14 protein-coding genes are annotated in these 14,440 nt (G+C 56.6%); 12 read left to right on the forward strand and 2 right to left on the reverse strand.

Going from position 1 to position 14,440, the window contains the following annotated elements; genetic code table 11:
* Positions 1 to 3 precede the first annotated feature (3 nt).
* Both flgL and J2X14_RS01690 read left to right on the forward strand, forming a co-directional pair.
* Entirely contained in the window at positions 4 to 969 is a 966-nt protein-coding gene (gene flgL / locus J2X14_RS01685; RefSeq protein ID WP_352409486.1) for a flagellar hook-associated protein FlgL, read from the forward strand.
* 102 nt (positions 970 to 1,071) lie between these two features.
* Positions 1,072 to 1,212, forward strand: a complete 141-nt coding sequence (locus J2X14_RS01690; protein ID WP_352409487.1) for a hypothetical protein — start codon at positions 1,072 to 1,074, stop codon at positions 1,210 to 1,212.
* A 228-nt stretch (positions 1,213 to 1,440) separates the two neighbouring features.
* Here J2X14_RS01690 and rne read toward each other — a convergent pair whose 3' ends face one another.
* Positions 1,441 to 5,046, reverse strand: a complete 3,606-nt coding sequence (gene rne / locus J2X14_RS01695; protein ID WP_352409488.1) for a ribonuclease E — start codon at positions 5,044 to 5,046, stop codon at positions 1,441 to 1,443.
* Positions 5,047 to 5,618: 572 nt separating this feature from the next.
* Here rne and rluC point away from each other — a divergent pair.
* Positions 5,619 to 6,569, forward strand: a complete 951-nt coding sequence (gene rluC, locus J2X14_RS01700) for a 23S rRNA pseudouridine(955/2504/2580) synthase RluC (RefSeq protein WP_352409489.1) — start codon at positions 5,619 to 5,621, stop codon at positions 6,567 to 6,569.
* Positions 6,570 to 6,628: 59 nt separating this feature from the next.
* Here the strand turns inward: rluC and J2X14_RS01705 are convergent, their stop codons facing one another.
* Positions 6,629 to 7,219 carry a Maf family protein gene (locus J2X14_RS01705; protein ID WP_352409490.1) on the reverse strand — a complete coding sequence of 197 codons (591 nt, stop codon included), beginning with the start codon at positions 7,217 to 7,219 and terminating at the stop codon, positions 6,629 to 6,631.
* Positions 7,220 to 7,361: 142 nt separating this feature from the next.
* Between J2X14_RS01705 and yceD the strand changes: the two genes are divergently transcribed.
* The 9 genes from yceD (at position 7,362) to pabC (ending at position 14,438) form a co-directional block, all read left to right on the forward strand.
* The gene (gene yceD, locus J2X14_RS01710) at positions 7,362 to 7,883 is read left to right on the forward strand and encodes a 23S rRNA accumulation protein YceD (RefSeq protein ID WP_352409491.1); all 522 of its coding nucleotides are present in this window, start codon (positions 7,362 to 7,364) and stop codon (positions 7,881 to 7,883) included.
* A gap of 14 nt (positions 7,884 to 7,897) precedes the next feature.
* Positions 7,898 to 8,068, forward strand: coding sequence for a 50S ribosomal protein L32 (gene rpmF / locus J2X14_RS01715; protein WP_038626789.1), 171 nt, complete (start codon positions 7,898 to 7,900; stop codon positions 8,066 to 8,068).
* A gap of 27 nt (positions 8,069 to 8,095) precedes the next feature.
* Positions 8,096 to 9,130 (forward strand): phosphate acyltransferase PlsX, encoded by a 1,035-nt coding sequence (plsX, locus tag J2X14_RS01720; RefSeq protein WP_352409492.1) that lies wholly within the window; start codon positions 8,096 to 8,098, stop codon positions 9,128 to 9,130.
* 6 nt (positions 9,131 to 9,136) lie between these two features.
* Positions 9,137 to 10,090, forward strand: a complete 954-nt coding sequence (locus J2X14_RS01725) for a beta-ketoacyl-ACP synthase III (RefSeq protein WP_352409493.1) — start codon at positions 9,137 to 9,139, stop codon at positions 10,088 to 10,090.
* 15 nt (positions 10,091 to 10,105) lie between these two features.
* Complete coding sequence (fabD, locus tag J2X14_RS01730; RefSeq protein ID WP_352409494.1) at positions 10,106 to 11,035, forward strand: ACP S-malonyltransferase; 930 nt, start codon at positions 10,106 to 10,108, stop codon at positions 11,033 to 11,035.
* Positions 11,036 to 11,047: 12 nt separating this feature from the next.
* On the forward strand, positions 11,048 to 11,782 hold the full coding sequence (gene fabG, locus J2X14_RS01735) for a 3-oxoacyl-ACP reductase FabG (protein ID WP_352409495.1): 735 nt from the start codon (positions 11,048 to 11,050) through the stop codon (positions 11,780 to 11,782).
* 154 nt (positions 11,783 to 11,936) lie between these two features.
* A complete protein-coding gene (gene acpP, locus J2X14_RS01740) occupies positions 11,937 to 12,173 on the forward strand; it encodes an acyl carrier protein (protein ID WP_085072106.1) in 237 nt (78 codons plus the stop codon).
* Between the two features lie 87 nt (positions 12,174 to 12,260).
* The gene (fabF, locus tag J2X14_RS01745) at positions 12,261 to 13,502 is read left to right on the forward strand and encodes a beta-ketoacyl-ACP synthase II (protein WP_352409496.1); all 1,242 of its coding nucleotides are present in this window, start codon (positions 12,261 to 12,263) and stop codon (positions 13,500 to 13,502) included.
* 132 nt (positions 13,503 to 13,634) lie between these two features.
* On the forward strand, positions 13,635 to 14,438 hold the full coding sequence (pabC, locus tag J2X14_RS01750; protein WP_352409497.1) for an aminodeoxychorismate lyase: 804 nt from the start codon (positions 13,635 to 13,637) through the stop codon (positions 14,436 to 14,438).
* The last annotated feature ends 2 nt before the right edge of the window (positions 14,439 to 14,440 follow it).

Genomic DNA, 14,440 nt, shown 5'->3' on the forward strand with positions numbered 1-14,440 from the left:
ACCATGCGACTCAGTACCGGCATGATGTATGACCAGCAGATGCGTGGCGTGACCAACGCCCAGTCGAGCTGGCTGAAAGCGGGCGAACAGCTCTCTACCGGCAAACGGGTTGTTAACCCGTCTGACGATCCGCTGGCCGCCGCACAGGCGGTGGTGCTTTCCCAGGCGCAGGCGGAGAACAGCCAGTACCAGCTGGCGCGCAACTTCGCCACCCAGAGCGTGTCGCTGGAAGAGAGTACGCTGCAAAACGTGACCTCGGCGGTACAGAGCGCTCAGACGCTGGTGATTTCCGCAGGCAACGGCGCGCTTTCTGACGATGACCGCGCCTCCTATGCGACCCAGCTGGAAGGCGTACGCAACCAGCTATTAAACCTGGCCAACAGCACTGACGGCAACGGCCGCTATATTTTCGCTGGCTATAACAGCGGCAGCGCGCCTTTTACCGAAGATGCCAGTGGCAAAGTGGTTTATAACGGCGGCAGCGAAGCAATTACGCAGAAGGTGGACGCCAGCCGTACCATGACCACCAGCCATACCGGTGAGCAGGTATTTAAGTCGATTACCAGCAATGCGGTAAAAGAGCCGAATAACGGCGCCAGCGAAAAAGATATTTTCGCCACGCTGGATAGCGCGATTAGCGCTCTGAAACAGCCAATCCAGAATGGCGATGAGGCCACGAAAGCGGCATCGAAGGATGCGCTGGATAAAGCGACGCGCGGCCTGAGCAACTCGCTGAACAACGTACTGGCGGTGCGCTCAGAGTTGGGTACGCAGCTGGACGAGCTGGATAAGCTGGATAGTTTGGGGAAAGATCGCAGCACGCTGCAGGCGACCAAAATGAGCGGGCTGGTGGATGTGGATTATACCAGCGCGATTTCAAAATATACCATGCAGCAGCAGGCGTTACAGGCTTCTTATAAGACCTTCAGCGATATGTCGCAGATGTCTCTGTTTCAGATGAACCGCTAAAAAAATTTCGTTTTGAACGTGCTTAAACCGGGCGCGTTCGTTTTTTCCCGTCACCGATGGCTTATCGTCGCTGACGGGTTTTTTTTGCCCTGAAAAAGGTGAATGCTGGTAGCCTGCGCGGGCATTCCGGGCATTCCGGGCATTCCGGGCATTCCGGGCATTCCGGGCATTCCGGGCATTCCGGGCATTCCGGGCAGTGCAGGGATGGGCAGAAGCAGGAAAGCTTATAAAGCGCAGAGATAAGTAGTGCAAAAGATGTGTGCGGAAGCATTAATGCTGGCAGAGCAGAGCAGAGCAGAGCAGAGCAGAGCAGAGCAGTATTGCTACAGGCAAAGCAGCAATGCGCACGGAGGTATTGATGTTGCTGGAAACAGCAGGCTAACTCTGTTGCCAATCGGCGTAATTCTGCTGGCTTTCAGCCATAAAAAACCCCGGCCGAAGCCGGGGTTAACAGGTGCTTACTACACGCTATCAGGGTTTGGTGGCCGGAGCCGTTGCCTGATGTGTCGCGCTGTGGCCACCGGCTGCGCCTTTGCCTTCAAACGCGAAAGGCGGACGCACCCAGTCGCTGTGACGCGGCGCTTCCGGCTGCCATGCTGGAGCCGGTGCTTTGGTCATCGGCGAGCTGGCATGGAATTTACCGGCCAGCAGTGACTGGCTGGCTGCCGCGGCAGGCGCTTCATCGCGAGCCGGAACCGGCGCATGCGGTTCGCTAACCGGTAGCGTCTCTTGCGGAGCGATTGCTGGTGCGTTCAGTACCTGCTCAACCTGCTCGGCAACATCCTGGCCTACGTCGCTGGCGCTGGTCGCGGCAACGTCGCTAACCTGCGGCGCAGCGGCTTCTGACGGCGCTGTTTCAGCAGTCTGCGGCGCAGCGGCTTCTGACGGCGCGGCTTCAGCGGTCTGCGGCTCAGCAGCTTCTGACGGCGCGGCTTCAGCGGTCTGCGGTTCAGCAGCTTCTGACGGTGCGGCTTCAGCAGTCTGCGGTTCAGCAGCTTCTGACGGCGCGGCTTCAGCGGTCTGCGGTTCAGCAGCTTCTGACGGCGCGGCTTCAACTGTCTGCGGCGCAACGGCTTCTGACGGCGCGGCTTCAGCGGTCTGCGGTACAGCGGCTGCTGAAGACGCGGTTCCCACCGGTTGTGCCTGAGCAGCAACATGAGCGGCACGCGCTTCGGCAGCGGCTGGGATCACCGCAGGCTCTTCATTAACCGGTACATCGATAGCTGACGTGTCGTGCGTATCAACCGGCGTAACCGGCACAGCTTCCTGCTGCGGCGCGACTTCATGTACCGCATCCTGCGCAGATGCCTGTTCAGTCTGCGCGGCAGGCTGAGCAACGGCTTCACTGGCAGCAACCGGTAAGGCGACGGCGGCAGCGGTTTCAACGTGGTTGTAGTCCGGCGTTTCCTGCTGCGCGTCTACGGCCTGGGCGTTGTCGTTGCTGGTCTGAGCCACCGGATAGCGGATCCAGACTTTGCCTGAAGCCATTTCCGGCGAGGCGGCGGCACAGGTAACCGGCATCGGCGACTGCGTCGGATAACGCTCATCACGGTAACGACGACGGCGCTGACCGCTGACGCGCAGGTGACGCGGAGAACGGCGTGAACGACGCGGCATGTTGCCGTTTTCACGGTTTTCCTGCTCATCCTGCTGCTCTTCAGGCTGCTGCGCTGGCGCTTCCGGCACGGCATCAAATGTCGGCGCTTCGGTCGCGGCAGCTTTCACCTCTTCAGCGGCCTGCTTTTCAGCCATTTGCTCTGCACTTTCAACACGCACTTTCTGTGTCAGCTGACGCGGCTTGCGGCGCGCCATAACCTGACCACGCTCTTCCGCCGGGTTCTCTTCGCTCTCTTCAACTACGCTGGCGACCGGCTGCTGCGCTTGCTCTTGCTGAGCAGCGGCTTTAGCGGCTTCCTGCTGTTGACGACGCTCTTCCTGACGGCGACGCTGACGCTCGGCACGCTGCTCACGACGCTGCTGTTGCTGCTCTTCACGCTGCGCGCGCGCTTCATCAGACAGCGTATTTTGCGTCTCTTCGCGAACTTCCGCGTTGGCCTGCTGGCGTTTGTTGTTGCGGCGCGGTTCGTCACGTGTTTCGCGATTATCACGCGGTTCACGGTTCTCACGCGGTTCACGGCTCTCACGCGCCTGCTGCGGTGCGTTTTCTCCGTTGCGATCGCGATTGCGGTCACGGCGGTTATTGTTGTTGTTGCGGCGGTTGTTGCCTGGGCGGCGTTCGCGCTGCTGCGCGGGCTCAGACTCTTCGCTGGCAGGTTGATCCTGCTGCGGCTGCGGCTGCTCAACCTGAGCTGGCGCGGCTGGCTCCGAGGCAAACAGCTTTTTCAGGCCGCCAAACAGACGTCCGATAATACCGGTTGAGGCAGCTGGTTCCGCTGCGGCTTTGGTCGGCGCGGCAGGCTGGGCTGGTTTTTCGCTTTCAACGGCGGTTTCCTGCGGAGCAGGCGGCGCATCAGGCATTACAAAGGCGGCCAGCGCAGGTTGCTCAGGACGACGACGTTCAGCCTGCTCATTCTCTGACGGCAGCGCCATTTCGGCTTCATGCAGTTTCGGCAGATGATAGCTGAGCGTTGGCGTCTCTTCACCGCTGCGTACGCGCAGTACCGAGTAGTGCGGCGTTTGCATCTGATCGTTCGGCACGATAATCGCGCGCACGCCGCCCTGACGTTTTTCAATGGCGTTTACGGCGTCGCGTTTTTCGTTCAGCAGGTAAGAGGCAATCGGCACCGGAACAATGGCGTGGACTTCTTTGGTGTTCTCTTTCAGCGCTTCTTCTTCAATCAGACGCAGAATAGAGAGCGACAGCGATTCATTATCACGCACGGTGCCGGTTCCGCTACAGCGCGGACAAACGTGATGGCTCGATTCGCCCAGCGAAGGGCTAAGACGCTGACGAGACATCTCCAGCAGACCAAAGCGGGAAATATGGCTGATCTGAATACGGGCGCGATCCTGACGCACCGCTTCACGCAGGCGGTTCTCGACCGCACGCTGGTGACGCACCGGCGTCATATCGATAAAGTCGATAACGATCAGGCCGCCAAGGTCGCGCAGGCGTAGCTGACGCGCGATTTCATCGGCGGCTTCAAGGTTGGTGTTAAACGCGGTCTCTTCGATATCGCCGCCGCGGGTCGCGCGCGCGGAGTTGATATCAATCGCGGTCAGCGCTTCGGTGCTGTCGATAACAATCGAGCCGCCGGAAGGCAGACGCACTTCACGCTGGAAGGCGGATTCGATCTGCGATTCAATCTGATAGTGGCTGAACAGCGGGATTTCACCGGTGTAAAGTTTAATTTTGCTGCTGAAATCGGGACGGCCAAGGGCAGCGATATGCTGACGCGCCAGATCGAGAACCTTGGGGTTATCAATCAGAATTTCGCCGATGTCGGGACGCAGGTAGTCGCGGAAGGCGCGAACGATAACATTACTCTCCTGATGAATCAGGAACGGAGCAGGGCGGTTTTCCGCCGCTTTTTTGATCGCTTCCCAGTGTTTCAGACGGAAGCTCAGATCCCACTGCAGCGCTTCGGCCGATTTACCAACGCCTGCGGTACGCACGATCAAGCCCATGCCGTCCGGCAGCTCCAGCGAAGAGAGCGCTTCTTTCAGCTCGGTGCGGTCGTCGCCTTCAATACGGCGTGAAATGCCGCCTGCGCGTGGGTTATTCGGCATCAGAACCAGATAACTGCCTGCGAGGCTGATAAAGGTGGTCAGGGCTGCGCCTTTGTTGCCGCGCTCTTCTTTATCAATCTGAACGATAACTTCCTGGCCTTCACGCAATACATCTTTAATATTGGGACGGCCATGCGCGTTGTAGCTGGCAGGGAAATACTCGCGGGAAATTTCTTTAAGCGGAAGGAAACCGTGTCGTTCAGCGCCGTAATCAACAAACGCTGCTTCCAGGCTGGGTTCAATGCGGGTGATCTTACCTTTATAGATGTTCGCCTTTTTCTGCTCGTGTCCGGGGCTTTCAATATCCAGGTCGTACAGACGTTGTCCATCCACTAAGGCTACACGCAACTCCTCCTGTTGAGTTGCGTTTATTAACATTCTTTTCATCGTAACGTACTCGTTATTCTTACGTGAGTGACTAAGCTGCGGGCTAAGTAACACTGGACGAAGAATAACCGACGGCCCCGTGTCTTATCGCTTCCTCGTCAACCTCACGGTTGTCGGTCGCTCAAGGGGCGCAAAAATCTCGGCAGCCTGTTTTTATATGAAAAAACAGTGCTCGGATGAGGGAACCGCCACTGAATTTACCAGAGAGAGTCAATCCCGTCTTATCGTCCAGGCTGCAACCCGCAGCCCGCTAAATGCCTGATTTCACAATACGTCTTACGCCATTGCTGCGTGTATGTGCTATCCGGCAAAATTTCTTAATTCGCTATTTATGGTTTCCTGACGAGAGACGCTCAGGAGACCGGGCCATTATTCCATTGCTAACCTTGTTATAGCAAGGTGACTTTTCATTACTGATAAACTTTCTTACAGCATTACGCGTTCATTTTGCAGGCTTTTTCACCACCACTCTGAAAAAGCGGGAGGCAAGCCGCAGAATTGGCGGTACGTTGTCAGTTAAGCACAGAAAAAGAAGTGGCGCTATTATCCGCCACTCATTAGAATCGCCGCCCATGAATATGAATACGCCATCGGTACAAATCGTCGCCATTTCCGCTGAAGAAGCGGGACAGCGCATCGACAATTTTTTGCGCACGCAGCTTAAAGGCGTGCCGAAAAGCATGATTTATCGCATTTTGCGTAAAGGCGAAGTGCGCGTAAATAAAAAACGCATTAAGCCTGAATACAAACTTCAGGCTGGCGATGAAGTGCGCATTCCGCCAGTGCGCGTGGCAGAGCGCGAAGAAGTCGCTATTTCGCCCAAGCTTGAGCGTGTGGCCAGCCTGGCGGACGCCATCCTTTATGAGGATGAATATATCCTGATATTGAACAAGCCCTCCGGGACGGCGGTGCATGGCGGCAGCGGTTTAAGCTTTGGCGTGATTGAAGGGCTGCGCGCGCTGCGCCCGGAAGCGCGCTTCCTTGAACTGGTGCATCGCCTTGACCGCGATACCTCCGGCGTGCTGCTGGTGGCGAAAAAACGCTCCGCGCTGCGTTCGCTGCACGAGCAGCTGCGTGAAAAAGGCATGCAGAAGGATTATCTGGCGCTGGTGCGCGGCCAGTGGCCTTCGCATGTGAAAGCGGTACAGGCGCCGCTGCTGAAAAATATTTTGCAGAGCGGCGAGCGTATCGTGCGCGTCAGCAGCGAAGGCAAACCTTCCGAAACCCGTTTTAAAGTGGAAGAGCGCTATACGTTCGCCACGCTGGTGAAGGCCAGTCCGGTCACCGGGCGTACCCATCAGATTCGTGTGCATACGCAGCATGCCGGTCATCCCATCGCCTTCGACGATCGCTATGGCGAGCGCGAGTTCGACAAGCAGCTAAGCGCGACCGGGCTGCGTCGTCTGTTCCTGCATGCGGCGGCGCTGACCTTTACGCATCCCCACAGCGGCGACAGAATGCGCATTGAAGCGCCGCTGGACGAAGAACTGAAGCGCTGCCTGGCGCGGTTACGTAAACCGTAACCGGCGAAAAACAGATGCGGCTGTGGATGCCGCATCTGGCAGGCCGCAGGCGCGCTGGCTTAGCGCGCCGTGGTTAACGGATTGATGCCTGCCGCGCGCAGCATATCGCACAGCGCGATCAGCGGCAGCCCCACCAGCGTATTAGGATCGCGTCCTTCCAGCCGATCGAATAAGGTAATTCCCAACCCCTCGCTTTTAAAACTACCGGCGCACTGGAGCGGCTGCTCAATCGCCACATAAGCATTAATTTCCGCGTCGCTTAATGCACGAAACCCAACGTGAAAAGTTTCATAAACTGAATGCAGCTGATTTTGTTGCGCGCAATAAAGCGCCAGCCCGGTATAAAAAGTAATAACTTTTCCGCTGGCGGCGCGTAACTGTGCGCGCGCATTTTCTTCCGTATGAGGTTTGCCGGTTATTTTGCCATCCAGAACACAAACCTGATCGGAGCCGATAATCCAGCCCTGCGGATAACGCGCGGCCAGTGCCTGCGCCTTGGCCTGCGCCAGCCGCTCCACCAGCTGCGGCGCGCTTTCCGTGGGCCGTGGCGTCTCATCCACCTCAGGCGCGGCGGTAATAAAAGGCAGGCCGAGTTTATTTAACAACGCCTGACGGAAGGGGGAGGTTGAAGCTAAAATAAGCTGAGTCATAATTTTTCAGTTAAAATATAGCGAATCGGATGCAGACATTTTAAACTGTCCGCCGCACTGGATGCGAATACCAAGTGAAAGATGCTGTTAAACAGCCTTTTTCTTTGACTCTCTGTCGTTACAAAGTTAATATGCGCGCCCTATGCAAAAGGTAAAATTACCCCTGACAATTGATCCGGTTCGCGCCGCTCAGAAACGCCTTGATTATGAAGGCGTGTATACACCTGTACAGGTGGAGCGCGTGGCCGATACCGTTGTTAGTGTGGACAGTGATGTGCAATGCGTTATGTCGTTTGCCGTTGACAACCAACGTTTAGCCGTTCTGCAAGGAACCGCTGACGTTAGCGTCACGTTGAGCTGCCAGCGCTGCAACAAGCCATTTGCACATCAGGTTCACGTAACGTATTGCTTCAGCCCGGTCGCAGATGATGCGCAGGCTGATGCGTTGCCGGAAGCCTACGAGCCGATCGAAGTCAACGATTTCGGTGAAATCGATCTGCTGGCGGTGGTGGAAGATGAAATCATCCTCGCCCTGCCTGTAGTTCCGGTGCACGATTCTGAACACTGTGAAGTGTCCGACGCGGACATGGTCTTTGGTAAACTGCCTGAAGAGGCGGAGAAACCAAACCCATTCGCCGTATTAGCCAGTTTAAAGCGTAAGTAATAGGAGTAAGGTCCATGGCCGTACAACAGAATAAACCAACCCGTTCCAAGCGTGGCATGCGTCGTTCTCACGATGCGCTGACCACTTCCACTCTGTCCGTAGATAAAGTTTCTGGCGAAACGCATCTGCGTCACCACATCACTGCGGATGGCTACTACCGCGGTCGCAAGGTCATCGTTAAGTAATAACTTGCGGCAACGCAAGGCGATACTTTGACACGTTTGACCCTGGCCATTGATGCTATGGGCGGGGACTTCGGTCCCTGCGTGACAGTGCCTGCAGCTTTGCAGGCACTGGCCTTACATTCGCAATTACAGCTTCTTCTGATCGGCGACTCCGCCGCTATCACGCCATTACTTGCTAAAGCTGATTCCGCTGTCAAACGGCGTCTGCAGGTTATCCCTGCCGAATCGGTTATCGCCAGTGATGCCAAACCTTCTCAGGCTATTCGCCAAAGTCGCGGTAGCTCTATGCGCATCGCGCTTGAGTTGGTGAAAGAGGGCAAGGCCCAGGCCTGTGTTAGTGCAGGGAATACCGGCGCCCTGATGGGGCTGGCGAAACTGTTATTAAAACCGCTGGACGGCATTGAGCGCCCGGCGTTAACGACCGTGTTGCCGAATCAGCAACGCGGGAATACGGTGGTGCTGGATTTAGGCGCTAACGTTGAATCTGACAGTGCCATGCTGGTGCAGTTTGCCATTATGGGTGCGGTGATGGCGGAAGAAGTCTTCGCCATAGAACGACCGCGCGTGGCATTGCTGAATATCGGCCAGGAAGAAAGCAAAGGGCTGAATTCGATTCGTGAAGCGGCGGAACAGCTCAGGGGATCGCCGCATATCAATTATATCGGCTACCTTGAAGGTAACGATCTGCTGACCGGCAGAACCGATGTGCTGGTTTGCGACGGTTTCGTGGGCAATGTCACGCTGAAAACCCTGGAAGGCGTGGTGAGAATGTTTCTTTCGCTATTGAAAACCTCAGGCGAAGGAAAAAAGCGGGCGTGGTGGATGAAACTGCTGGAGCGCTGGATTAAAAAACGTCTGGCTAAGCGTTTCGGACATCTGAACCCCGACCAATATAATGGCGCCTGTCTGTTGGGATTGCGTGGCACGGTAATCAAGAGCCACGGCGCGGCAAATCAACGCGCTTTTGCCGCCGCGATCGAACAGGCAGAGCAGGCAGTGCGGCGGCAAGTCCCGGAGCGGATTGCTGCGCGCTTAAAGGCTGTATTAGCCAGGAGTGATTGAGCGGACATGTATACCAAAATTATCGGTACGGGCAGCTATCTGCCCGCTCAGGTGCGGACTAACGCCGATCTGGAAAAAATGGTGGATACCTCGGACGAGTGGATTGTGACGCGTACCGGCATTCGTGAACGTCGTATCGCCGCACCCGATGAAACCGTTGCAACAATGGGCTTCGAAGCCGCCGAGCGCGCGCTGGAGATGGCGGGCGTAAGTAAAGATGATATCGGACTGATTATCGTCGCCACCACCTCTGGCAGCCATGCTTTCCCCAGCTCAGCCTGTATGATCCAGAATATGCTGGCAATCAAAGATTGCGCGGCTTTCGATCTGGCGGCTGCCTGTGCGGGCTTCACCTATGGCCTGAGCGTGGCCGATCAATACATTAAAAACGGCGCGGTAAAACATGCGCTGGTGATTGGCGCCGATGTGCTGGCGCGTACCCTCGATCCCAGCGATCGCGGCACCATTATTCTGTTTGGCGATGGCGCAGGCGCCGTCGTGCTTTCCGCCAGCGAAGAGCCTGGCATTATCTCTACCCATCTCCACGCCGATGGCCGTTACGGTCAACTGCTGACGCTGCCTTATCAGGATCGTGCGCAGCAGGATCAACCCGCTTACCTGACGATGTCCGGTAATGAAGTGTTTAAGGTTGCGGTAACGGAACTGGCGCATATCGTTGATGAGACGCTGGCGGCCAACAACCTTGAGCGCACGGAAATCGACTGGCTGGTGCCGCATCAGGCTAACCTGCGCATTATTAAAGCCACGGCGAAAAAGCTGGGTATGGGCATGGATAAAGTCGTCATCACGCTCGATCGTCATGGCAACACCTCTGCGGCTTCCGTACCGGCTGCGCTGGATGAAGCGGTGCGCGATGGACGTATTCAGCCGGGCCAGCTGGTTCTGCTGGAGGCCTTTGGTGGTGGATTCACCTGGGGCTCGGCTCTGGTTCGTTTTTAATCGAAGGAACAAACGATGACGCAATTTGCAATGGTTTTCCCGGGTCAGGGTTCGCAAACCGTTGGCATGCTGGCCGAGCTGGCTGCGGCCAATCCAATCGTCGAAGCGACGTTTAAAGAAGCGTCCGACGCGTTAGGTTACGACCTTTGGCAGCTGACGCAGCAGGGCCCGGCGGAAGAATTAAATAAAACCTGGCAAACGCAGCCTGCGCTGCTGGCCGCCTCGGTTGCGCTTTTTCGTCTGTGGCAGCAAAAAGGCGGTAAAACGCCAGCCATGATGGCCGGACACAGCCTGGGCGAATACTCTGCGCTGGTTTGTGCAGGCGTGCTCGATTTTGCCGAAGCGATTAAACTGGTTGAGCTGCGCGGGAAACTGATGCAGGAAGCGGTACCGGCCGGTACCGGCGCGATGCAGGCGATTATCGGCCTTGACGATGCCGCCATTCAGCAGGCGTGCGAAGAGGCCGCGCAGGGGCAGGTGGTCTCACCGGTGAATTTCAACTCGCCGGGTCAAGTGGTGATCGCCGGTCATAAAGAGGCGGTTGAACGTGCGGGTGCCGCCTGTAAAGCCGCAGGCGCAAAGCGTGCGCTGCCGCTGCCGGTAAGCGTGCCGTCGCACTGTGCCCTGATGAAGCCTGCCGCCGATAAACTGGCGGTCGCGCTGGAAAACATCACATTTAACGCGCCAGCCTTGCCGGTGGTGAATAATGTTGATGTAAAATGCGAAACCTCGCCAGAAGCGATTCGCAGCGCGCTGGTGCGCCAGCTTTATAGCCCGGTACGCTGGACGGGTTGCGTAGAATTTATGGCGGCAGAGGGCGTGAGCTCGCTGCTGGAAGTCGGTCCGGGTAAAGTCCTGACGGGCCTGACTAAACGTATTGTTGACACCCTGACAGCCTCGGCGGTAAATGACGCCGCCAGCCTGGCAGCGGCGCTTGAACAATAACAGAGGATAAAAATGAGCTTCGAAGGAAAAATTGCCCTGGTAACCGGCGCCAGCCGTGGTATCGGCCGCGCTATTGCGGAGACGCTGGTGGCACGCGGTGCGAAAGTTATCGGCACGGCTACCAGCCAGAGCGGTGCGGACGCGATCAGCGCCTACCTGGGAGAGAGCGGTAAAGGTTTACTGCTGAATGTGACCGATCCCGCGTCAATTGAAAGCGTACTGGAAAATATCCGCGCCGAATTTGGCGAGGTGGATATTTTAGTCAATAATGCTGGCATTACGCGTGATAATCTCCTGATGCGCATGAAGGATGACGAGTGGCAGTCCATTGTGGATACCAATCTGACCTCCGTTTTCCGCTTATCGAAAGCGGTTCTGCGTGCCATGATGAAAAAACGTGTGGGCCGTATCATTACCATCGGTTCCGTTGTTGGTACCATGGGTAATGCGGGCCAGGCAAACTACGCGGCAGCAAAAGCGGGTTTGATCGGCTTCAGCAAGTCACTGGCGCGCGAAGTTGCGTCACGTGGTATTACCGTTAACGTCGTGGCTCCTGGTTTCATTGAAACCGACATGACGCGCGCGTTGAGCGACGATCAGCGCGCTGGCATTTTGGCCGAAGTCCCTGCAGGTCGTCTTGGCGACGCGCAGGAAATCGCCAATGCCGTTGCATTTTTAGCCTCTGACGAGGCAGCGTACATCACTGGTGAGACGCTGCATGTCAATGGCGGAATGTACATGGTCTGATAATTACGAAAATTATTTGCGTTAATTGCGGTAATAGCCGCAAAATAGCGTCAAATCGTGGTTGGACCAGCCGGGATTGAGTTGCATCTTTTCCAACTTTTTATACACTACGAAAACCATCGCGAAAGCGAGTTTTGATAGGAAATTTAATAGTATGAGCACTATCGAAGAACGCGTTAAGAAAATCATCTCCGAGCAGCTTGGCGTTAAGCAGGAAGAAGTCACCAACGAAAAATCTTTCGTTGAAGATCTGGGCGCTGATTCTCTTGATACCGTTGAGCTGGTAATGGCTCTGGAAGAAGAGTTTGATACTGAGATTCCGGACGAAGAAGCTGAGAAGATCACTACCGTTCAGGCAGCCATTGATTACATCAATAGCCATCAGGCCTAATGAACTACCATCAGGCGGTCACTCGACCGCCTGAGTTTTTTATCCGTCCCACTATAGTATCCATCTTTCCCTCCCTGGAGGACGAACGTGTCTAAGCGTCGTGTAGTTGTGACCGGTCTTGGCATGTTGTCTCCTGTCGGCAATACCGTAGAGTCAACCTGGAGTGCTCTCCTTGCCGGGCAGAGTGGCATCAGCCTGATCGACCATTTCGATACTAGTGCCTACGCAACGCGTTTTGCTGGCTTAGTAAAGGATTTTAATTGTGAAGAGATCATCTCGCGCAAAGAACAGCGCAAGATGGACGCCTTCATTCAATATGGAGTTGTCGCTGGCGTACAGGCCATGCAGGATTCCGGCCTGGTCATTACCGAAGAGAACGCAACGCGTGTCGGCGCGGCTATCGGCTCAGGCATTGGCGGGTTAGGGCTGATTGAAGAAAACCACGCGTCGCTGGTAAAAGGCGGCCCGCGTAAAATCAGTCCGTTCTTTGTGCCTTCTACCATTGTTAATATGGTGGCCGGTCACCTGACCATTATGTACGGCCTGCGTGGTCCCAGCATCTCTGTTGCAACGGCCTGTACCACCGGCGTGCATAACATCGGCCATGCCGCGCGTATGATCGCCTATGGCGATGCGGATGCGATGCTGGCTGGCGGCGCGGAAAAAGCCAGTTCGCCTTTGGGCGTCGGCGGCTTTGGCGCGGCGCGCGCACTTTCCACGCGTAACGATAACCCGCAGGCGGCCAGCCGTCCGTGGGATAAAGATCGCGATGGATTTGTGCTGGGCGATGGCGCGGGCATTATCATGCTGGAAGAGTATGAGCATGCGAAAAAGCGCGGCGCGAAAATCTACGCTGAGCTGGTAGGCTTTGGTATGAGCAGCGATGCCTACCATATGACCTCACCGCCGGAAGATGGCGCAGGTGCGGCGCTGGCGATGACCAATGCGCTGAAAGATGCGCAGCTGACGCCGGAGCAGGTGGGCTACGTTAACGCTCACGGCACCTCAACGCCAGCTGGCGATAAAGCTGAAGCGCAGGCGGTTAAGTCGGTGTTTGGCGCGGCGGCGTCCAGCGTGATGGTCAGCTCGACGAAGTCGATGACCGGTCACCTGCTGGGTGCGGCAGGCGCGGTCGAATCTATCTATTCGATCCTTGCGCTGCGCGATCAGGCTATTCCGCCAACCATTAACCTTGATAATCCGGATGAAGGCTGCGATCTCGATTTCGTACCGCATACCGCACGTCAGGTTAAAGATCTGGAATATGCGCTGTGTAACTCCTTCGGTTTCGGCGGCACTAACGGCTCGCTGATTTTCCGTCGCGTGTAACAACATTATTGCTCTCTGAGGCCCGCTTTGCGGGCCTTTTTTGCATCTGAACAACGCCGGGCCGCGCAGGGCGGTAACCTGAGCGCCAGCGCGGTAAGCTTAAGTCACCATCAGCAGCCAACGAGGGAGCAAATGATTTGGATTAATGGCGAGCGCCAGCAACAGATCGCGGTTAGCGATCGCGCTTTACACTATGGCGACGGCTGTTTTACCACCGCGCGTCTGCAGCAGGGGGAAATAGCCTGGCTGGAGGCGCACCTGCAACGCCTGCAAGAAGCGGCTTCGGTGTTGATGATCCAGGGCGTTGACTGGCATCGACTACAACGGGAAATGCTGCACGCAGCCGCAAGCGCGCAGCAGGGCGAGGGCGTGCTGAAAGTGATACTGTCACGCGGTTCTGGCGGGCGTGGCTATAGCGCCGCAGGATGCGAGCAGCCCGTACGAATAATCATGCTGTCTGCCGCGCCTGCGCACTATGCCGCGCTGCGTGCAAGCGGCGTCCGCCTGGCCATCAGCCCGGTGCGCCTTGGCATTAATCCGCAGCTTGCCGGAATCAAACACCTTAACCGGCTGGAGCAGGTGCTGATTCGCACACGGCTTGAGCAGAGCGGCGCCGATGAGGCGCTGGTGCTTGACACCGAGGGTAAGCTGGTGGAATGCTGTGCGGCTAATTTATTCTGGCGCAAAGAAAACCAGCTGTTCACGCCCGCTGTCGGCGGTGCAGGCGTCAACGGGATTATGCGCAGGCGCATTATCGCGCTGGCCGGGCAGCTCGGTTACGTTTGTCAGCAGGTGCGGGAAGAGCCACAGGCGCTGGCGGAAGCGGATGAGGTATTTATCTCTAACGCGCTGATGCCGTTACTGCCGGTACGGCAGATTGAGCAGTGGCATTACCGCTCCCGTACGCTTTATCAGCGGCTGCTGCCGGATTGCTAATA

Source organism: Mixta sp. BE291, assembly GCF_031457955.1.
Lineage (GTDB): Bacteria > Pseudomonadota > Gammaproteobacteria > Enterobacterales > Enterobacteriaceae > Mixta.